27 protein-coding genes are annotated in these 20,771 nt (G+C 59.9%); 11 read left to right on the forward strand and 16 right to left on the reverse strand.

Annotated features, from left to right (window positions below; translation table 11 throughout):
• Window positions 1-38 precede the first annotated feature (38 nt).
• The 7 genes from AC2FD8_RS02290 to AC2FD8_RS02320 all read right to left on the reverse strand — a co-directional run bounded on the left by AC2FD8_RS02290 (window position 39) and on the right by AC2FD8_RS02320 (window position 4,817).
• A complete protein-coding gene (locus tag AC2FD8_RS02290; RefSeq protein WP_496853498.1) occupies window positions 39-503 on the reverse strand; it encodes a PTS sugar transporter subunit IIA in 465 nt (154 codons plus the stop codon).
• 57 nt (window positions 504-560) lie between these two features.
• The gene (gene hpf, locus AC2FD8_RS02295; protein ID WP_170379957.1) at window positions 561-1,124 is read right to left on the reverse strand and encodes a ribosome hibernation-promoting factor, HPF/YfiA family; all 564 of its coding nucleotides are present in this window, start codon (window positions 1,122-1,124) and stop codon (window positions 561-563) included.
• Between the two features lie 252 nt (window positions 1,125-1,376).
• Window positions 1,377-2,135 carry an LPS export ABC transporter ATP-binding protein gene (gene lptB, locus AC2FD8_RS02300; protein WP_170702772.1) on the reverse strand — a complete coding sequence of 253 codons (759 nt, stop codon included), beginning with the start codon at window positions 2,133-2,135 and terminating at the stop codon, window positions 1,377-1,379.
• Complete coding sequence (locus tag AC2FD8_RS02305) at window positions 2,135-2,599, reverse strand: LptA/OstA family protein (RefSeq protein WP_496853497.1); 465 nt, start codon at window positions 2,597-2,599, stop codon at window positions 2,135-2,137. The genes lptB and AC2FD8_RS02305 overlap by 1 nt, the downstream gene beginning before the upstream one ends.
• Window positions 2,600-2,632: 33 nt before the next feature.
• Window positions 2,633-3,232, reverse strand: coding sequence for an LPS export ABC transporter periplasmic protein LptC (locus AC2FD8_RS02310; protein ID WP_496853496.1), 600 nt, complete (start codon window positions 3,230-3,232; stop codon window positions 2,633-2,635).
• Between the two features lie 11 nt (window positions 3,233-3,243).
• Window positions 3,244-4,206: a KpsF/GutQ family sugar-phosphate isomerase gene (locus AC2FD8_RS02315; protein ID WP_496853495.1), complete on the reverse strand. Its 963-nt coding sequence runs from the start codon at window positions 4,204-4,206 to the stop codon at window positions 3,244-3,246.
• Window positions 4,203-4,817, reverse strand: a complete 615-nt coding sequence (locus tag AC2FD8_RS02320; RefSeq protein WP_170641863.1) for a ribonuclease D — start codon at window positions 4,815-4,817, stop codon at window positions 4,203-4,205. Before AC2FD8_RS02320 ends, AC2FD8_RS02315 begins: the two co-directional genes overlap by 4 nt.
• 217 nt (window positions 4,818-5,034) lie before the next feature.
• On the opposite strand from AC2FD8_RS02320, the gene AC2FD8_RS02325 reads away from it, so the two are divergent.
• From AC2FD8_RS02325 to AC2FD8_RS02355, 7 genes are all read left to right on the forward strand, one after another.
• The gene (locus AC2FD8_RS02325) at window positions 5,035-5,421 is read left to right on the forward strand and encodes a metal-sensitive transcriptional regulator (protein WP_496853494.1); all 387 of its coding nucleotides are present in this window, start codon (window positions 5,035-5,037) and stop codon (window positions 5,419-5,421) included.
• A gap of 49 nt (window positions 5,422-5,470) precedes the next feature.
• Window positions 5,471-5,899, forward strand: a complete 429-nt coding sequence (locus AC2FD8_RS02330) for an Lrp/AsnC family transcriptional regulator (protein ID WP_496853493.1) — start codon at window positions 5,471-5,473, stop codon at window positions 5,897-5,899.
• Window positions 5,900-5,972: 73 nt separating this feature from the next.
• Window positions 5,973-6,671, forward strand: coding sequence for a lytic transglycosylase domain-containing protein (locus AC2FD8_RS02335; protein WP_496853492.1), 699 nt, complete (start codon window positions 5,973-5,975; stop codon window positions 6,669-6,671).
• Between the two features lie 69 nt (window positions 6,672-6,740).
• Window positions 6,741-8,768 (forward strand): flagellar biosynthesis protein FlhA, encoded by a 2,028-nt coding sequence (gene flhA / locus AC2FD8_RS02340; protein ID WP_496853995.1) that lies wholly within the window; start codon window positions 6,741-6,743, stop codon window positions 8,766-8,768.
• On the forward strand, window positions 8,765-9,538 hold the full coding sequence (locus AC2FD8_RS02345; RefSeq protein ID WP_496853491.1) for a flagellar biosynthetic protein FliR: 774 nt from the start codon (window positions 8,765-8,767) through the stop codon (window positions 9,536-9,538). The genes flhA and AC2FD8_RS02345 overlap by 4 nt, the downstream gene beginning before the upstream one ends.
• Window positions 9,535-10,620: a flagellar type III secretion system protein FlhB gene (flhB, locus tag AC2FD8_RS02350; RefSeq protein ID WP_496853490.1), complete on the forward strand. Its 1,086-nt coding sequence runs from the start codon at window positions 9,535-9,537 to the stop codon at window positions 10,618-10,620. The genes AC2FD8_RS02345 and flhB overlap by 4 nt, the downstream gene beginning before the upstream one ends.
• Window positions 10,617-10,997: a hypothetical protein gene (locus tag AC2FD8_RS02355; protein ID WP_496853489.1), complete on the forward strand. Its 381-nt coding sequence runs from the start codon at window positions 10,617-10,619 to the stop codon at window positions 10,995-10,997. The genes flhB and AC2FD8_RS02355 overlap by 4 nt, the downstream gene beginning before the upstream one ends.
• 5 nt (window positions 10,998-11,002) lie before the next feature.
• Here AC2FD8_RS02355 and AC2FD8_RS02360 read toward each other — a convergent pair whose 3' ends face one another.
• Genes AC2FD8_RS02360 through AC2FD8_RS02400 form a run of 9 tightly spaced genes read right to left on the reverse strand, consistent with a single transcriptional unit; the run spans window position 11,003 to window position 15,553 of the window.
• Window positions 11,003-11,518, reverse strand: a complete 516-nt coding sequence (locus AC2FD8_RS02360; protein ID WP_496853488.1) for a flagellar basal body-associated protein FliL — start codon at window positions 11,516-11,518, stop codon at window positions 11,003-11,005.
• Window positions 11,519-11,527: 9 nt separating this feature from the next.
• The gene (flgH, locus tag AC2FD8_RS02365) at window positions 11,528-12,259 is read right to left on the reverse strand and encodes a flagellar basal body L-ring protein FlgH (protein ID WP_496853487.1); all 732 of its coding nucleotides are present in this window, start codon (window positions 12,257-12,259) and stop codon (window positions 11,528-11,530) included.
• On the reverse strand, window positions 12,259-12,675 hold the full coding sequence (flgA, locus tag AC2FD8_RS02370) for a flagellar basal body P-ring formation chaperone FlgA (RefSeq protein ID WP_496853486.1): 417 nt from the start codon (window positions 12,673-12,675) through the stop codon (window positions 12,259-12,261). Before flgA ends, flgH begins: the two co-directional genes overlap by 1 nt.
• A complete protein-coding gene (flgG, locus tag AC2FD8_RS02375; protein ID WP_496853485.1) occupies window positions 12,675-13,460 on the reverse strand; it encodes a flagellar basal-body rod protein FlgG in 786 nt (261 codons plus the stop codon). Before flgG ends, flgA begins: the two co-directional genes overlap by 1 nt.
• A gap of 15 nt (window positions 13,461-13,475) precedes the next feature.
• A complete protein-coding gene (locus AC2FD8_RS02380; RefSeq protein ID WP_496853484.1) occupies window positions 13,476-14,186 on the reverse strand; it encodes a flagellar hook-basal body complex protein in 711 nt (236 codons plus the stop codon).
• The gene (locus AC2FD8_RS02385; protein WP_496853483.1) at window positions 14,186-14,458 is read right to left on the reverse strand and encodes a flagellar biosynthetic protein FliQ; all 273 of its coding nucleotides are present in this window, start codon (window positions 14,456-14,458) and stop codon (window positions 14,186-14,188) included. Before AC2FD8_RS02385 ends, AC2FD8_RS02380 begins: the two co-directional genes overlap by 1 nt.
• 3 nt (window positions 14,459-14,461) lie before the next feature.
• A complete protein-coding gene (fliE, locus tag AC2FD8_RS02390; RefSeq protein WP_496853482.1) occupies window positions 14,462-14,752 on the reverse strand; it encodes a flagellar hook-basal body complex protein FliE in 291 nt (96 codons plus the stop codon).
• A gap of 12 nt (window positions 14,753-14,764) precedes the next feature.
• The gene (gene flgC, locus AC2FD8_RS02395) at window positions 14,765-15,151 is read right to left on the reverse strand and encodes a flagellar basal body rod protein FlgC (RefSeq protein ID WP_170479807.1); all 387 of its coding nucleotides are present in this window, start codon (window positions 15,149-15,151) and stop codon (window positions 14,765-14,767) included.
• Window positions 15,152-15,163: 12 nt separating this feature from the next.
• Window positions 15,164-15,553, reverse strand: a complete 390-nt coding sequence (locus AC2FD8_RS02400) for a FlgB family protein (protein ID WP_496853481.1) — start codon at window positions 15,551-15,553, stop codon at window positions 15,164-15,166.
• Between the two features lie 87 nt (window positions 15,554-15,640).
• Here AC2FD8_RS02400 and AC2FD8_RS02405 point away from each other — a divergent pair, with 87 nt between their 5' ends.
• The 4 genes from AC2FD8_RS02405 to flgK all read left to right on the forward strand — a co-directional run bounded on the left by AC2FD8_RS02405 (window position 15,641) and on the right by flgK (window position 20,771).
• Window positions 15,641-16,978, forward strand: coding sequence for a FliI/YscN family ATPase (locus tag AC2FD8_RS02405; protein ID WP_496853480.1), 1,338 nt, complete (start codon window positions 15,641-15,643; stop codon window positions 16,976-16,978).
• An 87-nt stretch (window positions 16,979-17,065) separates the two neighbouring features.
• Window positions 17,066-17,905 (forward strand): flagellar motor protein MotB, encoded by an 840-nt coding sequence (locus AC2FD8_RS02410; protein WP_496853479.1) that lies wholly within the window; start codon window positions 17,066-17,068, stop codon window positions 17,903-17,905.
• Between the two features lie 91 nt (window positions 17,906-17,996).
• Window positions 17,997-19,292 carry a flagellar hook protein FlgE gene (locus tag AC2FD8_RS02415; RefSeq protein WP_496853478.1) on the forward strand — a complete coding sequence of 432 codons (1,296 nt, stop codon included), beginning with the start codon at window positions 17,997-17,999 and terminating at the stop codon, window positions 19,290-19,292.
• A gap of 27 nt (window positions 19,293-19,319) precedes the next feature.
• Window positions 19,320-20,771 (forward strand): flagellar hook-associated protein FlgK, encoded by a 1,452-nt coding sequence (gene flgK, locus AC2FD8_RS02420; protein WP_496853477.1) that lies wholly within the window; start codon window positions 19,320-19,322, stop codon window positions 20,769-20,771.

Below are 20,771 nucleotides of genomic sequence, written 5' to 3' on the forward strand. Positions count from 1 at the left end.
CCGCGGTTTTCGCGGGCTTTTTTCAATTTCACAAGGCTTTAGGCGGCTTGCATGGATTGCGCCTCGGTCAGAATCGCATAGAGCTTGACCGGATCCGGGTTCGCCCGCAGCTTGGCGCAAACCGCGCTATCCCGCAGGGTGCGTGACACAAGCGCCAAAGCCTTGAGGTGATCCACACCCGCCTCTTCGGGCGCAAACAGCGCAAAGGCGATATCCACCGGCTGGCGGTCTACCGCGCTAAAGTCGATCGGTTTCTCAAGCATCACAAAAACGCCCGAGACCGAATCAATCCCGCCCAATCGCGCATGCGGCAGAGCCACACCATGACCCACACCCGTGGGCCCGAGGCTTTCGCGTTCCAGCAGACAATCTACCACGACCTGGGCATCCAGCTCCAAGGCTCCGGCTGCGACGTCGCCGATTTCCTGAAACAGTCGCTTCTTGCTGGACGCAGCAGATAACACACGCACTGCTTCGGGCTTGAGAATGCTCGAAAGCTCCATGATCATGCTCCATAGCGGCCCCGGCATGCCAGGGCCGACCTCTCTCAACTTGCCTGTTTAAGGATCAATCCAGCCGATATTACCGTCGTCGCGGCGATATACGACATTCAACCCATCCTTGTTCTCATTCCGGAACACCAACACCGGCGCTCCGGCAAGTTCCATTTGCATTACGGCCTCACCAACGCTGAGCGATGGGATCTTCGTTTCCATCTCAGCCACAATCATGGGCTGCAGCGATTCGGGTTCATCTGCCGTGTTCGATTCGTCAGAGGCGAGGATATAAGAGGACGCCCCAAAGAGTTCAACAGGCTCAGAACGATCCTTGTGATGGTCCTTCAGGCGGCGCTTGTAGCGGCGCAGCTGCGTTTCCATCTTGTCGCAGCATGCTTCGAACGCCGCATAGATTTCGGTTGCGTGGGCCTTGGCCTGAGCGGTCAGGCCGGTGGATAAATGTACAGTCGTTTCGCATACATATTCATGCGCCGAACGGGAAAAGACGACATTGGCGTCGGTCGGGCGCTGGGCATATTTGCCAACAACCTCGCCCAGTTCGGTCTGCACGTGGGTCTGCAGGGCCGCACCGATGTCGATCTGTTTTCCGCTGATTTGGTAACGCATGTGTTCTCCTTCACAATTCACACCCATTCTGACGTCGCGTCGCGCAACATGCTTGTTTTTATCGGGTGGGGGATGTCGACATTTTGATCGGTTGCTGCCGTCCCAGCCCTTCGGTGAAGGGGTGTCGAGATCCAGACTGGAACCGAATAAATGCCATACCCCATTTGAGACAAGAGGCGGCGGAAGAGTCAATCAAAACAGAGGTGTATATACTCGATTTCCGCGAAGCGTCCGGCAGAAAATCGCCCAACCCTATGAAATACGGAAGTTTTCGCCAAGATAAACCCGGCGCACATTTTCGTTCTCGACCACTTCGTCGGGCGTGCCCGACATCAGAACCTGCCCGTCATGCAGGATATAAGCGCGATCAACGATCTCGAGCGTTTCGCGCACGTTGTGATCGGTGATCAACACGCCGATCCCACGTTTCTTGAGGTCTGCCACCAGATGCCGGATGTCGCCCACACTGATCGGGTCAACACCCGCAAAAGGTTCATCAAGCAGCAGATATTTCGGATCGGCGGCCAGACAGCGCGCGATCTCGACCCGGCGCCGTTCACCGCCCGAAAGGGCAAGCGCTGGCGCGCGGCGTAGGTGTTCGATCGAGAAGTCCGACAGCAGCTCCTCCAACCGCTCTTTCCGGCGATGGGCGTGCTTGACGGTGATATCCAGAACCGAGGCGATATTGTCCTCGACGCTCATGCCGCGGAAAATCGACATCTCCTGCGGCAGATACCCGATCCCAAGACGCGCGCGTCGATACATCGGCAGGGTCGTGACATTCTGACCGTCTATCGTGACTTTCCCCGCTTCGGGAAAGACCAGCCCGGCGACTGAGTAAAAGGTCGTGGTCTTGCCCGACCCGTTCGGACCCAGCAGCGCGACAACCTCGGACCGGTCGAGCGTCATGGACACATCCCGGATCACGGTCTTTTTCCGATAGGACTTGCGCAGTTTCTCGATGCGCAGACCTGCGCTTCCTTCCGCGACAGACAGGTTCGGGGCCGCCATCAGTTTCCACCGCCCTGCTGCAGGATGGTTTTGACACGGCCCGTCATCGTTGCGGTGCCCGAGGTCAGGTTGGCAATCATCTGGTCGCTACTGATCGTGCTGGGCCCCTGTGTCAGCAGCACATTGCCCTTCATCACGATCACGCCCGTGTCGATGGTATATTCGGCCCGATCCCCCTCGGCGGCATCCGGAGGGCTGACCAGAACGACATTCTCGGTCGCCTCCATCCGTTCGATGGAGGATCGATCCTGACTATAGATCACCAGTACCCGCTCAGCCGACAGGCGCATTTCGCCCTGAATCACGATCACATTGCCGACAAACTCGGCCGATCCGTCCTCTTGATTGACGTTTAGTGAGTCCGAGGTCACTTCGACCGGCAGGCTGGGGTCGGCCTTGACCGAACCGAACGCGACCTGCGCTTCCTGAGCAATGGCAGAAACAGGGCCCGTCAACAGAGCCATGCAAACAAAGAGAAATCGAAAATGGATCACAGGTTATCTTTCTGCTTTTGTTGGCTCATATACCAACTTCACGCCGTCTGTAAAAAGAATATGGACCGGACCGTCCTTTTTTTCAGTGCCAAATTGCATACGACCGGCAGAGAATGTGCCTATGACGCCGGTGCCATCGATCTGGCCGGGGGTGTCGCCGCGGATTTCGTCCAGCGATGTATTCAGCAGGTCGGTCGTGACCAGAATGCCATCCGTGGTGGTAATCACCACATCGCCGACAAAGGTTGCCGTCCCCTTGTCGGGCCGGATCAGGCCCGAATTGGAATCCAGCTTGATCTCACCTCCGTTCAGCATCCCGAACCGACCACGAAACTGCGATGCTGTGGGCCCGCCGCCTTCGGCCCCTTGGGCTACCTTGGTCGATTGGATCTGGACCTCTTCGCCCTTTTTGGTGGTGCCGCGATAGTTGGGCTGCGTGATGACCTGCCCGGCCAGACGATCTTCAATATCCTCCTGCGAGAAGGGCACCGAGACATCCGTCTCGATGCTGCGCGACAGAAGGAAAACGGTGGACAGCAAGACAATCGCCGTCAGCGGCAGCAGCACCTTGAGGAACTGAACCATGCGGGAATAGCGGTCCACCGTGTCACTCCCTAACCCAGACCGACGCGCAGACAATCGTGGATATGCAACAGACCCTGAGCCTGCCCATCCGCGTCGGGATCAACCACGAACAGCGATGTGATCTTGCGGTCGTTCATGATGCCCACGGCCTCTTCCGCCATGGCGTTGGGCGCGATGGTCATAGGGTCACGGGTCATGACCTCATCCGTGGTCTTGTTCAACAGCCCGTCCATATTACGGCGCAAATCGCCGTCCGTGACGATGCCCAAAAGGCGACCTGAATCATCTGTCACACCCACCACGCCAAAGCTTTTCTGGCTCATGACCAGCAGAGCCTCACTCATGGAGGTGCCGGACCGTACCACGGGCAGATCGGCATGCATAAGGTCACGGACCGTGGACAGCTGCGCGCCCAGTTTGCCGCCGGGGTGGAAGGCGCGGAAATCCTCGGGCTTGAAATCACGGTGCTTCATCAGCGCAATCGCCAGCGCATCGCCCATGGCCAACGTCAGCGTGGTCGAGATCGAGGGCACCATGCCGAACCCGCAGGCCTCACCCATGGACGGGATCAGCAGATGCACGTCTGCCTGCTTCATCAGCGTGCTTTCCGGCTTGCTGGACAGGCCGATCAGCGGAATGCCAAAGCGGCGCGTAAAGGCCAGCAGGTTCACCAGCTCCGGCGCCTCGCCGGAATTCGAGATCGCCAGAACCACATCGCCTCTGGATACCATGCCCAGATCACCGTGGCTCGCCTCGGCGGGGTGGACGAAATAGGCGGGCGTGCCGGTCGAGGCCAATGTGGCCGCGATCTTGTGGCCGATATGGCCCGACTTGCCGATACCGCTGATGATGATGCGACCGGTGGCCTGCAGGATCAGCTGCACCGCTTCGGCAAAATCCTCGTTCAGGCTTTCGGCCAGCGCGTCCAGCGCGCGGGCCTCGTCAGTGACAACCTGACGGGCGGTTTTCAGGAATGCTTCGGTATCGGTCATGAGTGCGCAAAAATATCCGTTTCGGGCCAGCCTGCAAGATCGAGTTTCGCACGCATCGGCAGGAAGTCAAAACAGGCCTGCGCCATCTCGGTCCGGCCTTCGCGGGCCAGCCGTTTGTTCAACTCATCCCGCAGGCGGTGCAGATACAATACGTCTGACGCCGCATATTCCAGTTGCGCCTCAGACAGGGTCTCGGCCCCCCAATCGCTCATCTGCTGCTGCTTCGAGATATCAACGCCAATCAGCTCCTGACACAGGTTTTTCAGCCCGTGGCGGTCGGTATAGGTGCGCACAAGGCGGCTGGCGATCTTGGTGCAATAGACCGGCGCGGCCAATGCCCCAAAGGCATGATACATCGCGGCAATATCGAAACGCCCGAAATGAAACAGTTTCAGCACATCTGCGTCTTCCAGCATGGCGCAAAGGTTCGGAGCCTCCGTCTGCCCCTTTTCAACCTGAACAATATGGCTGTTGCCGTCGCCGCCGGACATCTGGATCACGCACAAACGATCCCGATGCGGATTCAGCCCCATGGTTTCACAATCAATGGCCACGATCGGCCCAAGGTCCAGCCCGTCGGGCAGGTCGTTTTTATACAGGTGGTTTGCCACAGAGGTTTCCTTTGTGCGGTCTCGCCCCCGAGATAGGCGGTTTGTCCGGCAAACTCAACGCTGACCCTGTGGTTGGGCATTCTGTCGCTCTGCAGCCCTGATAGTATCCTCATGGCGAGGAGAAGGATAAATCAAAACTGATCGCGCGCATGAATCGCACCCGCAAATCACCGCCCGCCTGAAACGGGCGCATGGGCATCTGGCGAAAGTCATTGCCATGCTCGAGGATCGCGCGCTCTGCTCCGACGTTGCCCAGCAGCTGTTTGCAGTCGGGAAAGCAATCACAAATGCCACGCGGGTGCTGATCCGCGTCGCAGTCGCCCTGTGCCTGCGTGGGTTTTGGCTATTCAATAACCCTGACCCCCTCGGGACGCCTTTTGACCCACTCGGCCCAGCCCGAGGATCGACCTGCCGTCTTGCCGCCCAGTTCACCCCCTCCCATGCCTGCTGGCTGCTCCTCTATCCGCTATCGGGGTGGCTGATGACCCGTTTCGGCGCAACCGTGGTCATGACCATGATAGCCTGCGCATCGGTCTTGGGGATCGCTGCTGCACTGATCATCTGGCCGCGATCCGGCAAAGAACCCGCAGCGCAGAAGCCTTGAGCCTACGGGCGCTTGTGCTTTACACCAAAGCGACCCTGCCGGAGGCCCCATGGATCAGCTCGACCGCCGCATCATCACTGCGCTGCAGCACAATGCCCGTGAATCGACCACGAATATCGCGGCCCGGCTGGGCGTGGCGCGTACGACCGTGCACGAGCGGATCAAACGCATGGAAGAACGCGGCGTCATCGCGGGCTATTCCGTTCAATTGCACGCCACCGACGATACCCCGCGCGTGCAGGTGATCGTGATGCTTGAGGTCCAGCAAAAAGAAACCAACCGCATCATCAAACGGCTTGAGGCCTATCCCGAAGTCAAACGCTGCCTGTCGATCAATGGCGAATTTGACCTGCTACTGTCTGCCGAGGCCCCCCGGATCGAGGATCTGGATATTCTGGTCGATGAACTTGCCAAAATCCCCGGCGTTCTGCGCACCAATACCAGCGTCGTATTCGGGCGTCGGATCGACCGAAAATGATGGGGCGATAACCCTCTGTAAACCCATCACTGGCTAGCTTGGCCCGGAATGACCCGAATCCCGGACCGGCAGAATGCCCCATCGTTTCGCCTCGATCGTCTTTGTGCTGACGCTTGCGCTGATACCGCAGGCCGGGCTTGCCATGCCCGATGCCCGAACAGGTGACATCTGCGATCAGGCCGCGCGCCGGGCCGCACTGTCCGAAGACGTGCCACTGGACGTTCTGCGCGCCATTTCACGGGTTGAGACGGGGCGCACCCATGACGGGCGGCTGCAACCCTGGCCCTGGACCATCAATGTCGAAGGGCGGGGCTATTGGTTCACCTCCGAGGTTGAGGCGAAGGCCTATGTTTTCCGGATTTTCAAAGCCGGCAAGCGCAGCTTTGACATTGGGTGTTTTCAGATAAATTACCGATGGCACGGCAAGGCCTTCCGATCGATTGACGCGATGTTCGACCCGCACGAGAACGCCACCTACGCCGCAAGGTTTCTCAAGGATCTCTATGCCGAGCTTGGATCCTGGCCCGCCGCTGCCGGGGCCTATCATTCCCGCACGCCTTCCCTGGCCGAGGCATATCGCGGTCGGTTCCAGACCGTTCTGGCGCAGCTCGACGGATCCGTTCCGCCGCAGACCCATGTCGCATCGCGAGACCCTTTCACCGGCGCCGCAGCCCCGCTGATCCCAGTGCAGCCGGTTGAATCCAATGGCGGGTCTCTGGGGTCTCTGGTTCCGGCAGCGGGTGCTGCCACCGCCTTCATCGCATTCAACTAGGAGGTCAGCGTGCCCACCATAAACGCCCGCTCCCTGTTCTCGCCCACTGTCTTATTGGCGGTGGCGCTGATGACCGTTATCGTGATGATGATCCTGCCGATGCCCGCCTGGGTGCTGGATGTAGGGCTGGCCGCCTCCTTTGCGCTGGCGATTCTGATTTTCACCCTGACGCTGTTTATCGAACGCCCGCTGGATTTCTCATCCTTCCCGACGATCCTGCTGGCCTCACTGATGCTGAGGCTGTCGCTGAACGTCTCATCCACCAAACTGATCATCGGTCAGGGCCATACCGGGCCAAATGCGGCGGGCAACGTCATCGAAGGCTTCGCCAATTTCGTGATGGGCGGCAGTATCTTTCTGGGCCTCGTGGTGTTCTGCGTCCTGCTGATCGTCAATTTCATGGTGATCACAAAGGGTGCCGCGCGGATGGCCGAAGTTGGTGCACGCTTTGCTCTGGACGGGATGCCGGGCAAACAGCTGGCCATCGACAGCGACATGTCCGCCGGGGCCATCGACCACCAGCAAGCGAAAGAGCGTCGCGAACGCGAACAGCAAGAGACGACCTTTTTCGGCTCGCTCGACGGGGCGTCGAAATTCGTCAAAGGTGATGCGGTTGCCGGGCTGTTGATCACGCTGTTGAACCTTGTGATGGGGCTGGTCATGGGCGTGATCGTTCATGGCATGCCGGTTATCTCCGCCTTTGAAACCTACGCTATTCTGACTGTTGGCGATGGTCTGGTCTCGCAAATCCCGGCGGTGATCATCTCCATCGCGTCGGCCTTATTGCTGGCACGCGGCGGCACGCAGGGCGCGACTGACAATGCCATCTTCTCGCAACTGGGCAAACACCCGGCCGCGCTGGGCACAGTGGCTGTGTTGATGGTTCTTTTCGCACTCGTACCCGGCCTGCCCTTCCTTCCCTTCATTCTGGGCGCGGGCGTGTTGGGATACGCAGCCTACAGTGTCCATCAAAAGCAGAAGGCCGAAGCGCTTCAGGCCCAGACCCCCACGCCCGAGGCGGAAACGCCTGTGTCCCAAGCCATTGGCGATATTCTGGATCTGGACGACGTGCATCTGGAATTCGCGCCCGACCTTGTCAGCATGGTGCTGAACCCCGGAACCGGGCTGGACGCGCGCATTGCGAATATGCGGACCTATGTGGCCTCGACCTTTGGTCTTATCCTGCCCGAGATCCGCCTGACCGACCGCGCTGAGCTGCCCACAGGTACCTATGTCATCAAGGTGCATGGCGTCGAACAGGCGCGCGGCGTGCTGAACCCCGATCTTGTGCTGGCGCTGGTGCAGGACGGGCACGAGTTTCTGCCTGACGGCAATGACGTGACCGAGCCCGTCTATGGTGCACCCGCTCGCTGGATTCTACCGAAAGATCAAGAGGAAGCCGCCCTGAACGGCGCCACTATCGTCTCACCGCCCGAGATTCTGGCGACCCATCTTCTGGAGATCATCAAGCAGAACTTCTCACGCCTGCTGACATTGAAATCTCTACGGCGTCTGCTGTCGGAAATGACCCGCCTCAGCGATCCTGTCCGGGCCGAAGCCAACCGCAAATTGCTGGACGAGCTTATCCCGGACAAGGTCCCTATCGACACCCTGCACGCTGTTCTGAGGCTGTTGCTGGATGAGCGTGTCTCGATCCGCAACATGGCCCTGATTCTTGAAAGCGTGGCCGAAGCGCGCCTGACCACCACCCAGCCCGAAGGCATTTGCGAGCTGGTCCGCCAACGGCTGGGCTTTCAGCTGGTGGCCGAGATGAAACGTGAGGATGGCTCAATCCCGCTGATCCAACTGGCTCCGGAATGGGAGGATACGTTTGCAAGCTACCAGATCGACGGCCCCGCTGCCGGTCTGGACGTGGCGTTGCCCCCCAACCTGTTCAACAAGCTGGCCGATGGTGTGGTGGACAGCGTCGCACAATCCGCCGATCACGGGTTGTTTCCGGCGGTCGTGACCTCTACCCGCCGACGTCGCCTGCTGCGTTCCATCATGCAGGCGCGCGGGGTGTCCAATCCGGTTCTTTCCTTCGAAGAGATCGGGCTCGAGGCACGCCCCGCCCTGGTCGGAACCGTACCCGCATGATCGCCCTGCCCCCCGAGCTGTTGGGGCACCTCGGCACGGGGTTGTGGCATGTGTTTGCCGTTTTTCTGAGGGTGTCCGCCCTGGTCACCCTCTTGCCCGCTTTTGGCGAACGCAGCATCCCGGTCCGGGTCAAGCTTGCGGTCGCCGCGGCCTTTACCCTGATCGTGTTACCTGCGGTGCCTTCCCCGGAAACGGGTCCAGGGCTGCTGCCGATGGCCCGTCTGGTTGGCACCGAGGTTCTGATCGGCATGGTTCTGGGATTGGGGCTACGCCTGTTTGTGCTGGCCCTGCAGACCGCCGGGTCCATTGCGGCACAATCGACCTCGCTGTCTCAGCTTCTGGGTGGCGCGGCCGCCGACCCGGCCCCTGCGTTGGGGATGTTCCTGACCCTGGCCGGGCTGACCTTGGCGGTGCTGATGGGGCTGCATATCCGGGTTGCTGAGTTTCTGATCCACAGCTACGCGATGTTCCCGATAGGTCAGGTCCTTTCGGCCTCTGATCTGTCGCAATGGGGTGTCAGACAGATCGCTCACAGCTTTGGTCTGGCCTTTGCGCTGGCAACCCCATTCGTGATCGCTTCATTGATCTACAACCTCGCCCTTGGGGTTATCAACAGGGCGATGCCGCAGCTGATGGTTGCCTTTGTCGGCGCCCCCGCGATCACCTTTGCCGGGCTGTTCCTGCTATTTGCCGGAACACCCCTGATCCTGTCCGTTTGGGCGGATGCGTTGTTCTCATTCACCCTCAATCCACTGGAATCCGGTCGATGAGCGCGGACGACGACAGTGACAAGTCCTTTGACCCGACGCCGCAGAAGCTGCAGAAAGCGCGTGAAAAAGGTGAGGTTGCAAAGTCCAACGACCTGTCCGTTGTCGCCGCCTATACCGGCTTGCTGATCGCGCTGCTGACGGTCGGCAAGTTTACAGTCGATCAGATGGGCACATTGTTTGTGGTTCTGATCGACCAGTCGGATGATATCGCTCATCTTGTCACATCGGGGCCGGCATCCGCACCGGTCGCCGGACTGCTGAAAGGCGCGCTTTTGCCGGTGGCCTTTCTGTTTGCGCTTCCGGCAGCGGCCGTCCTCCTCAGCCTTATCGCCCAACGCGCGTTGATTTTTGCGCCAACCAAGTTGCAACCGAAACTCTCGCGGATTTCACTCCTGTCCAACGCCAAGAACAAGTTCGGGCGGGGCGGGCTGTTCGAATTCGCCAAGAGCTTTGCAAAACTGGTGATCTACGGCACCTGTCTGGCCCTGTTCCTCAAGGCCAATCTGACCGAAATCGTTTCCGCCAGCGCAGCCCCGGCTCATGGGTCGATCTTGCTGATGATGAACCTGCTGTTTCGCTTTCTGTTCATCGTGATCACCATCGCACTTGCGATCGGGGTCGTCGACTACGTGTGGCAATATGCCGAACACATGCGCAAGAACCGGATGTCGCGCAAGGAAATCCAGGATGAGACCAAGGACGCCGAGGGTGACCCGCATGTCAAACAACAACGCCGCGCGCGGGCGCATGAGATTGCGACCAATCCGATGATGGCCGATGTGCCGAAAGCCGACGTCGTGATCGTGAACCCGACCCACTATGCTGTCGCGTTGAAATGGTCCCGTGCGGTGGGGGCGGCCCCTGTCTGTGTTGCCAAGGGTGTCGACGAGGTGGCCGCCGCAATCCGGTCGGCTGCGGGCGAGGCTGGCGTTCCCATCCATTCGGATCCACCAACGGCGCGCGCGATTCATGCAGCGGTCGAGATCGGGCAGGAGATCACCGAAGAGCACTACCGCCCGGTCGCCGCTGCGATCCGCTTTGCCGAAGCCATGCGAAAACGCGCAAAAGGACAGATTGGATGAAACGTCACGAATTGCCCGCCCTGAAATCGGTCACCGAAGCGGTCTATCAAAGCGAGTACCAAAAGCTGCGCCCCGTGTTGGAGGCCGAAGCGCGTGTGCAGGCGCAGTTGGCGCGTCTTGATGCCCAGGTTGTGCAAACTCGTCAGGACAGCGCAGTAACCGATGGGTATCAGATCACCGGAACCGATGTCTTGTGGAACGGGTGGGAGGCCGCGACGCGGCGACAATTGAACATGGAATTGGCGCGATGCCGGGCGCAAAAACTTGCGGCCCTGCAGCAACTGCGTCAGGCCTTTGGGCGCAAACAGGCCGTTGAACGGCTGAATGACGCCCTCAAGGCAGAACAGAAGCGCTTGCAAGCACGGCACAAGCCGTGAATGCCTCAGGTATCCTGCCGACTGACACTCATGATCAGGACCTTCGAGACATCATCGCCCAGATCCTTCTTCGCCACCTCAAGTAGCGAATTTCGCAAGGTGCTGAGATTGTCGGAATGCGTGAAAGCTCCGTCAAACCCCCCGGTATTGGCGTGATCGAACAACACTTGCAGAAAACCGTCCCGCAGCTTTGGCTCGATCGCATAAAAGGTTTCTGTGATGGCCGAGTTTGCCTCAAGGCTCAGGGACATGGTGACAAGGGCTGAGATCTCCTCATCCTCCACAATCGGCACGACAAATTGCTTGGTGAGTTTGAGGTACTCGAAGCCTCCACCCTCACCCTTTTTTCCCTTATCCTTGGGCATGTCAGGCTTTTTCTTGGTTTCTTTGTCTGCCTTTTCAACTTTTTCGACACCTTCGGTTTCTTTCTTCTTTTCGCCGGACCCAAGGAAGGTCCCAGCGCCGATACCGGCGCCCGTGCCAACGACCAAAAAGATCACGGGAAGCAGTTTCTTGATCATGAGAGCCCCTTAAAATGGCAAAACGGTATCGAGGATCTGCTGACCATAGCGCGGCTGTTGCACATCCGTAATTTGCCCGCGACCACCATAGGACACCCGTGCCGAGGCGATTTTGTCATAGGTGATCTCATTCTTGCGCGAGATATCCTGAGGGCGCACATAGCCCGCCACCAGCAACTCTCGCAGTTCGAAATTCACGCGCAGCTCTTGCGCGCCGGAGATCGACAGAACTCCGTTCGGCAGCACATCGATCACCGTCGCTGCCACGCGCAGGGTCAGTTTCTCATTCCGCCGCACTGACCCACGGCCGGAGCTCGAGGCCTCGGACTCGATCCCAACTGCCTCGTCGAACGAGGCCCCCTCGGGCAGTTTATCCTGTGCCCTTTGCGGCAATCCGAACAGGTTCGGGACCGATAGATTTTCAGATCCTGACCGCGACCTGTTGGTGTTATTGGAAATCTCGGCCTCTTCATCCAGCTCAATGACGACAGTCAGAATATCGCCTTTCTTGATGGCCCTCTGGTCGCCTAACAAAGACTGCTGCCCGCCACTCCAGAGCGATGATCGATCCACCGTTCGCTGCGGTTGGGTATGTAAAGGCAGGCCCGGCCACAGCATCGCCACCTGTTCCGGCGAGTCCTCGGCCGGAGTGAAGCTGGGCGGTTTGCCCAGGTGATCCAACCGTCCGCATGCCGAAATCGTAAGTACCGCAAGAAGAAGGGGTTTTGACAATCCAGACATCATTTTACCTCGATTTGACCATCAGACCGGATGCGGCCTGTCACTGTTGTCCGCGAGGACAGGTTCATTACACGAATTCGGTCCCCCACCGCACCACGGCCCAGCGCGCGGCCTTCGGTGGTGATCGACAGCGGCTGGCTGCTGAACACCAGAACGACCAGATCGTTGCGATCCACAAGCGCGGGTGGACCGACATCCGCCGCGCGAATGGGGCGGCCGGGATAGAGAGCAACGCGGGCCTCCTGTCCGATCAGAGCATTCGGATCGGTTACAGCCCCCGGCAGATCGCGGGGCTTCGTTTCAAGATCCGCGGGCGAGATGATCTCTTTCGCGCGGATCGTCCGGGTCGGCACCACAATCTCGGCGAGGGCCCCAACAGGCGCCATCAGGGCCAGGCTCAATAGCAACACACGCATCAGCGCACCTGCGTCGTTGCGCTCATCATCTGATCGACGGCGGTGATGACCTTGGCGTTCATTTCATAGCCCCGCTGGGCCTCGATCAGTTCCGTCACCTCGCGCACGGCATCGACCGAGCTATCCTCAAGGTATCCCTGCCGCAATGTGCCCAGCCCGTCCTCGCCCGGGACGCCCTGCACCGGCGCGCCAGAGGCCTCGGTCTCTTTGAACAGGTTGCTGCCAATGGCCTCAAGTCCCTTGGCGTTGGAGAAACTGGTCAAGGTGAACTCGCCCAGCCGTTGGCCTTCGGGGGCATCGTCGAAATAGGCGTAGACCTCGCCTGAGGCGTTGATCGAAATGGACCGCGCATCGTCCGGGATTGTGATCTCGGGTGAGACGGCGAACCCGTCCGACGTGACGATCAGCCCTTCGGCCGAGCGTTTCAGACTGCCATCGCGCGTAAAGGCGGCCTGACCGTTGGGCAGCGCCACCTCAAGATAGCCGCGCCCTTCGATGGCCACGTCCAGATCATTGCCCGTGGCCGACACGGCCCCTTGCGCCAGTTGCACCGTTACGGCGGCCGGGCGCACGCCCAGACCCAATTGAATACCCGTTGGCAGCACCGTACCGTCTGAGGCATTGACCGCCCCGGCCCGCGCCATCTGTTGGTAGTGCAGATCCGCGAACTCGGCCCGGCGTGCGTTATATCCGGTGGTGTTCATGTTCGCGAGGTTGTTCGAGATCGTCTCGACCCGCATTTGCTGCGCGGTCATACCTGTCGCTGCGATTTTCAATGCCCGCATGGGATGTCTCCTTTCTTAGCGCATCAGCGCCTTGAGCGCGCCGCGTACCCGTTCATGTTCGGTTTCGAGGAAGCTTTGACCCAATTCATAGGCGCGCTGGATTTCGATCAACCGGGTCACCTGAGCGATGGCGTTGACATTCGAACCTTCGAGAAATCGGTGCAGCACAACCGGCTCATCAACAGGGTCTATATTGCCGGTCGCGCTGAACCGCGTATTGCCCTCACGCACCAGATCCTTGAGGTCTTCAACGCGGTAGACTCCGATCTGGCCCAGCAATTGCCCCTCGACACTGAGTGTCCCATCGCTGCCCACATCAATCGAGGCCGCATCGGGCGGGATGAAAACCGGCGAGCCATTGCTGTCCAACACCCGTGCGCCATCCGGGGCGACCAAGTCGCCCTCGGCATTGGGTGAGAAGCTGCCCGCGCGGGTCAGGCGGTTGCCGTCGGGTGTTTCCACCATGAAGAAGCCGTCCCCTTCGATTGCAAAGTCGAACTGCCCTCCGGTTTCAGTCAGGACACCCTGCTGCTGAGAGGTATTGCGCGCCTCGGCCCGGCTCATGGACAGGGACGGGTTGCCCGGCATGTCGCGGACAAATTCCGAGAACACCAGCCCCTGCGCGCGGTAGCCGGTGGTGTTGGCATTGGCTATGTTATTCGCCACCAACCGCATTTCATTCATCAGCCCGGATTGGCGAGACAAGGTGACATAGGCGGTATCCATCAGCGACCTCCTGCGATCAACGGAACCAGGGTTCCCGTGAAAAACGTGACAAGTGTCTGGGTCATGAACCCCATCGAAATCCAGAACACGGCGACGATGGCGATCAGTTTGGGCACGAAGGTCAGCGTCATCTCCTGCACCGAGGTGAGGGCCTGAAACAGACCCACGATCAGGCCCGAGATCAGCGCCACCGTCAGGATCGGGACCGAGGTGATCACCGCGACCCAAAGCGCCTGACGGACGATGTCGTAGAAAAGACCTTCGCTCAGCATGGCTCAGACCGGCATTCTCAGGATTTCCTGATAGGCCTCGACCACCTTGTTGCGGACGATCACGGCGGTTTCGACCGCAAGTTCAGTCTGGGCCAGCGCCTGCACCAGCGCATGCGGGTCGGCCTGCCCTGTCATCGCGGCCTGCGACATCTGTTCGCTTTGCTTGAGCGTTGTAGCAAAGTCCTGAATCGTTGAACGCAGGCCCTGTGCCATACCTTCATGGTCGGGATTGGCCTGCGTTGCGGGTCGCGCCACAGTGTAGTTCTGTGCGGCGGTCAGGGATCGGATATCCATTCTGGCTTTCCTTTATTTTCTAAGCAATTCCATAAGTGACGACGACATCTGCCGCGTCTGATCGAACATCTTCAGATTGGCCTCGTAGCTGCGCTGCGCCTCACGCGCGTCGGCGATCTCGATCATCAGATCGACATTCGAGCCGAGGTAGTGCCCGCTTTCATCCGCAAGCGGGTGGCTCGGGTCGTGAATGCGCGACAGGTCGCGGCGATCCAGTTGCACACGGCCCGCCTGCACCATCGCCTTACCGTCCTGCTGGACGGTCTCAAATGGGACGGTTTTGCGCCGGTATCCGGGCGTATCCGCGTTCGAAATATTCTCGGACACGTGCCGTAGCCGGGCCGCCTGCGCGCGCAACGCACTGGCCGAAGCGGATAGGGAATGGGAAAAATCGCTCATATCAAACGCTCCTTACCCGCGGCCAAGACTTGTGCGCAGAATGCCGATGGACGAGCGATAGATCGCCAGGGCGCGGTCATGCTGGCGCTTGACTTCAATCGCTTTGAGCATCTCGCCTTCCAGCGACACGCCATTGCCATTGGGATCCCCGTGCGGCTCAGCTTCATACTCGGCCCAGCTCTGCCCGGTTGGGCTGCTGCCGTTCAAATGGCCCTGCCGACTGGCAGTCATCTCGGTCTTGGCGGCGGTGTTTTCGAATGCGGTTTCAAAGGCCTCGATATCGCGTGGCTGGTAGCCCGGCGTATCTGCGTTGGCCATGTTGCGCGCAATGACTGCCTGCCGTTGTCCGGCATGGGTTGCCATTGCGTACGCTGTCTTAAAGACGTTCAGGTCAGAGAACATCGGGGCTTCTCCCTCGATCAATTTCAATCAAGGCTTAACCCCGATTCCTTTAGAAACCGTTTTCAGAACCCAGTTGGAGAACCCACAATGTCCGATCTCGATCCGATGCTTCTGAAATACGAATTCGACAGGCTGTCCGCAGTGCGCCATGTGGGCCTTGTGTCCGGTGTGGCGCATGGGATGATCGAGGTCAGCGGTCTGACCGAACCCGCGCGAATCGGTGATCTGTTGAAACTGCACCGCCGCTCGGGCCCTGATCTTGAGGGCGAAGTTCTACATGTGGGGGCCGAGCATATTCACATGATTCCCGGCTCTGCCCCCGATGGCGTCAGCCTTGGTGATCGTGTGAGCCTGAAGGCCTCGCCCGAGTTTTCGCCAGGGATACATTGGTTGGGTCGGGTCATTGACCCGTTTGGCCGGGCGCTGGACGGAAAACCGCTGCTGCCAGGGGCGCAGGCGCGGGACATTGTGCAACCTCCTCCGCCCGCTGTGGAGCGCAAACCGCTGGGTAAGCGAATTGCAACGGGTTTGTCTGTGCTCAACACCATGCTGCCGATCGTGCAGGGCCAGCGCGTTGGCCTTTTCGCTGGCTCGGGCGTCGGTAAGTCGACGCTGCTGGCGACTCTGGCCCGGTCGATGCAGGCGGATGCGGTTGTGGTGGCTCTGGTCGGGGAACGCGGGCGCGAAGTGAATGAGTTCGTGACCCATGCGCTGGGGCCCGAGGCGATGAAACGCGCTATTGTGGTGGCGGCGACCTCGGATCAGTCCGCTCTGGTCCGTCGCCGCTGCGCGTGGTCGGCAATGTCGGTGGCCGAGTTTCTGCGCGATCAGGGCCTCAATGTCCTGTTTCTGGCCGATTCGGTCACGCGCTTTGCCGAGGCGCATCGAGAAATCGCCGTAGCCATGGGGGAATCACCCTCGCTGCGCGGGTTCCCTCCGTCGGTGACCCCTTTGATCGCCAATCTGTGTGAGCGCGCCGGTCCGGGCACACAGGCGCAGGGTGACATCACTGCCGTGTTCAGCGTTCTGGTCGCTGGCTCCGATATGGACGAACCCGTTGCGGATATCCTGCGCGGGGTTCTGGACGGCCATATCGTCCTGAGCCGCGACATCGCCGAACGCGGGCGATTCCCCGCGATTGACCTCAGCCGCTCGGTGTCGCGCAGCTTGCCTGCTGCCGCGACCGAGGCCCAGAACCAGATGATCTCGGAAACCCGCAAGCTGGTGGGCAGCTACGAGCAGTCCGAGGTGATGATAAGGGCCGGTCTCTATGCCGAAGGTTCGGACCCGCTGCTGGATCAGGCCGTTCGTGTTCATGAAGAGCTGGACAGCTTCTTCGGCAAAACCGATCCGGAGGGTATTGAGAACAGCTTCAACCGGTTGTCCCTGATCCTGCGCCGGGCTTCGGCGGGTTTGCCGCGATGATGCGAAATCCGAAGCATTTTAAGTATTAAGCCGCCCTTAAGACCTTCGCTGCTACCCCTGTAACTGGGTGATAAAAAGGTGGTGGAGATGGGTGCGCAAACCAATGCGGCGCCAATCATCATCAAGAAGAAGCGTGTATCAGGTGGCGATGGCCATCACGGTGGCGCGTGGAAGGTCGCATATGCGGACTTCGTCACGGCCATGATGGCCTTCTTCATGTTGATGTGGCTGCTGAATGCAACGACCGAAAAACAACGCAAAGGGCTGGCGGATTACTTCTCGCCAACGATCCCGGTCAACCCGGTCTCGGGTGGTGGGGACGGCGCCTTTGGCGGCAACAACATGTTTTCCGAGAAGACGATGGTAATGGACGGGTCGGGCGCAAGCGCCCGCGTCCCGACCAAGGCCCAAAAGGCGCGGGGGTCCACCGGGGTGGATGCAGACGGCGCAGGCAAGGGAACGACCGAGGAATTCTCGACGCTCGAGGCGCAACTATTGGGGCGCACCGGCGAAAGTATCGTGTCGGACAAGGTGCTGAAGCACATCGTCACGCGCGTCACCGACGAAGGGTTGGTGGTCGAACTGTTCGAGACCGAAGATCAGCCTCTGTTCGAATCGGGAACTGACAAGCCGACCGCGATGATGCGCGCGCTTGCTTTGTTGGTGGCCCGATCATCGGACCTGGTGCGCAACGATGTCGCCGTCGAAGGGCATGTCAGCGCGTCTCCGGTGGTTCTGGCCGACAACCCGGCCTGGGATCTGTCCACTGCGCGAGCGCAGGTTGTCCGGCAGCTTCTTGAGGATAAAGGTTTTATAGAACAACGACTTGACCGGGTAACCGGACACGCGGACCGAGAGTTGTCGAGCAGCAATCCCATGGCCGTTCGCAACAACCGGATCGAAATTATCTTTCTGCGAAATCGCTAAAGGATAGGTGGCATTTTACATGTTAGCGCGCTGTTAAGGCCCAGCGCGTTAGCTGTTGCATCAACGATTGACGCAACAGAAGGGCGTGCCAATGACCATTTCCTCTTCGCTGAATGCCGGTGTGGCGGCGTTGAAGGCCAATGCCAACAGGCTGGCTACGATTTCAGACAACATCGCCAACTCCTCAACCTATGGCTACAAGCGGGTGGAGACGGATTTTCATTCCATGGTCACCTCGGGTCAGGGGGGCAGCTATTCCGCCGGTGGTGTGCGCACCACAAGCCAGCGGCTGATTGATCAACGCGGATCGCTGGTCACTACGAACAATTCGACCGATTTGGCGGTGCGCGGGCGGGGTATGCTGCCGGTGCGGCCAAGCTCGCAGATTGCAGGCGGCTCGAATGAGATGCTGCTGACCACTACCGGGTCATTTCGCACCAATGATCAGGGCTATCTGGTCACCGAATCCGGCCTGGTGCTTCTGGGGTGGCGCGCGAATCCGGATGGCTCGATCCCCGCAGTGCCACGTGATACGCCAGCGGCGCTGGAGCCCATTCAGCTGAGTGTAAACCAGCTGTCCGGTGCCCCGACAACTCAGATGAACCTGCGTATGAACCTGCCCGCGACCGCCACAGATGCGGGCGCGCCGGGTGATACGCAGCCCCTGTCTGTTGAGTATTTCGACAACCTGGGCAAGTCCGAAAGCGTCGATATCGAGCTGGTGCCAACCGTTCCGGCAACGGGGTCCAGCAATGAATGGACCATGATCATGCGTGATTCTGCATCGGGCGGGGCGGTGATCGGCGAATACACTCTGACCTTCACCGACAGCCGGACCGCGGGTGGCACACTTGCCACGGTCACTCCGGTAACGGGCGGGGCGTATGATCCGGCAACCGGCAGCGTGGTTGTGAACGTCGCGGGCGGCCCGATGGAGATCAATATCGGTGAGATCGGCGATGCGAATGGGATTACGCAGTTATCGGACACATTTGCCCCCGTCTCGATCACACGCGACGGGTCGGCGGTTGGAACGATGACCAGCGTTCAGGTTGATGAAAACGGATATGTCTACGCCTTTTATGACACAGGCGTCAGTCGCCGCATGTTCCAGATCCCTCTGGCTGATGTCCCAAACCCCAACGGCCTGACCGCGCTGGATAGCCAGACATATGCACCGTCGCGCGAAAGCGGCACGTTCTTCCTGTGGAATGCAGGCGAGGGCCCAACAGGTGATCTCGTATCCTTCGCGCGCGAGGAATCCACCACGGATGTCGCGACCGAGCTGACCTCGATGATCAAGACACAGCGCGCCTATTCCTCAAGCGCCAAGGTGATCCAGACCGTCGATGAGATGCTGCAGGAAACCACCAATATCAAACGCTGACTTTGACCCTCGGAAAGGACCCGTCGGATGAACCTGTCGACAGCTTTGAACAACGCCATGACCGGCCTGACCGCCACCAGCCGGGGTGCGTCGGTCGTTTCCGGAAACATCGCAAACGCCCTGACGCCCGGCTACGCAAAACGCTCGTTGGAACTAACCACCAGCCTGATATCGGGCAACGGCGTGCGCACTGCGGGCATCATACGGCATCAGGACCCGGTTCTGACGGCCAACCGCCGCGCCACGGACGCCGATATGTCATACCAATCCGCTGTGTCAGGTTTTCACACGCAGCTGGAAAGGGTCGTGGGTACGCCTGAGGATGCGGCGTCTCTCTCCAATCGTCTGGCCGAGTTCGAAAGCAGCCTGATCACCGCCGCCAGCCTGCCCGATTCAGTCGAGCGTTTGGATCAAGTGGCCCGTAGCGGCGGCGATCTGGCCGCCAGTTTGAACCGGGCGTCCGAAGGAGTGCGCCAATTGCGCTCGGACGCAGACCGGGCGATCGGGTCGCAGATTGCCAGCCTGAACCAGACCCTCAAGGATATCGAGGATCTGAACGCCAGAATTCCTGCGATCCGGAACTCGGGCGGTGATATCAATGCCTTTCTGGATCAGCGGCAGGTTCTGATCGACCAGGTCAATGAACTGATTCCGGTCAATGTCGTCCCGCGCGATAATGACCGTGTTTCTCTCTACTCCGATGGCGGGCTGATCCTGCTTGAAGGTAAAGCGGCCGAGTTTTCCTTCACCACCACAGGCGACACCCAACCCCATATGACCGTTGGCAACGGCCTACTGTCGGGGCTGGAAATGAACGGAAACCCGGTGCGGACCAGTGGTGATGGCGCGCAGATCCGCGGCGGGGCGCTGGCGGCCCAGTTTGAAATCCGCGACCAGCTTGCACCCGAGGTTCAAACCCAGCTCGACACGGTGGCACACGATCTTGTGGAGCGGTTCGAGACACCCGGTTTGGATCCGACAGCATTGGCAACCGATCCAGGTTTGTTCACGGACGACGGCAACCGTCTGGATTTAGCGATGCTGTCGGGGCTGGCGTCGCGCATCAGCCTCAACGCGGTCGTCAACCCGGATGCCGGTGGCGACAGTTGGCGACTGCGAGCAGGCCTGGGCGCAGCCATCCCGAACGACCCCGGAGATTCGACGCAGCTGCAGGCGTTCAGCGCAATTCTGGTCGAAACTCGCCCGGTCGCCGGCGCGATCTTTGGCACCGGAGCCTTACGCGCCTCTGAGATCGCCGAGGCGATGATGTCGCGCGTCGGTGCAAATGCTCATGTCGCCGAGCAACGCAAGACATTCGCCACCGGCGCCCAAAAGCAGATGCAACAGCTGGAGGCGGAACAGGGCGTTGATACCGATCAGGAACTGCAACAGCTGATGCAGATCGAACAGGCCTATGCGGCCAATGCGCGTCTCATCTCGGTCGTGGATGAGCTGATGGACACCCTATTGAGGCTATAG

Source organism: Ruegeria sp. YTSC192, assembly GCF_059609705.1.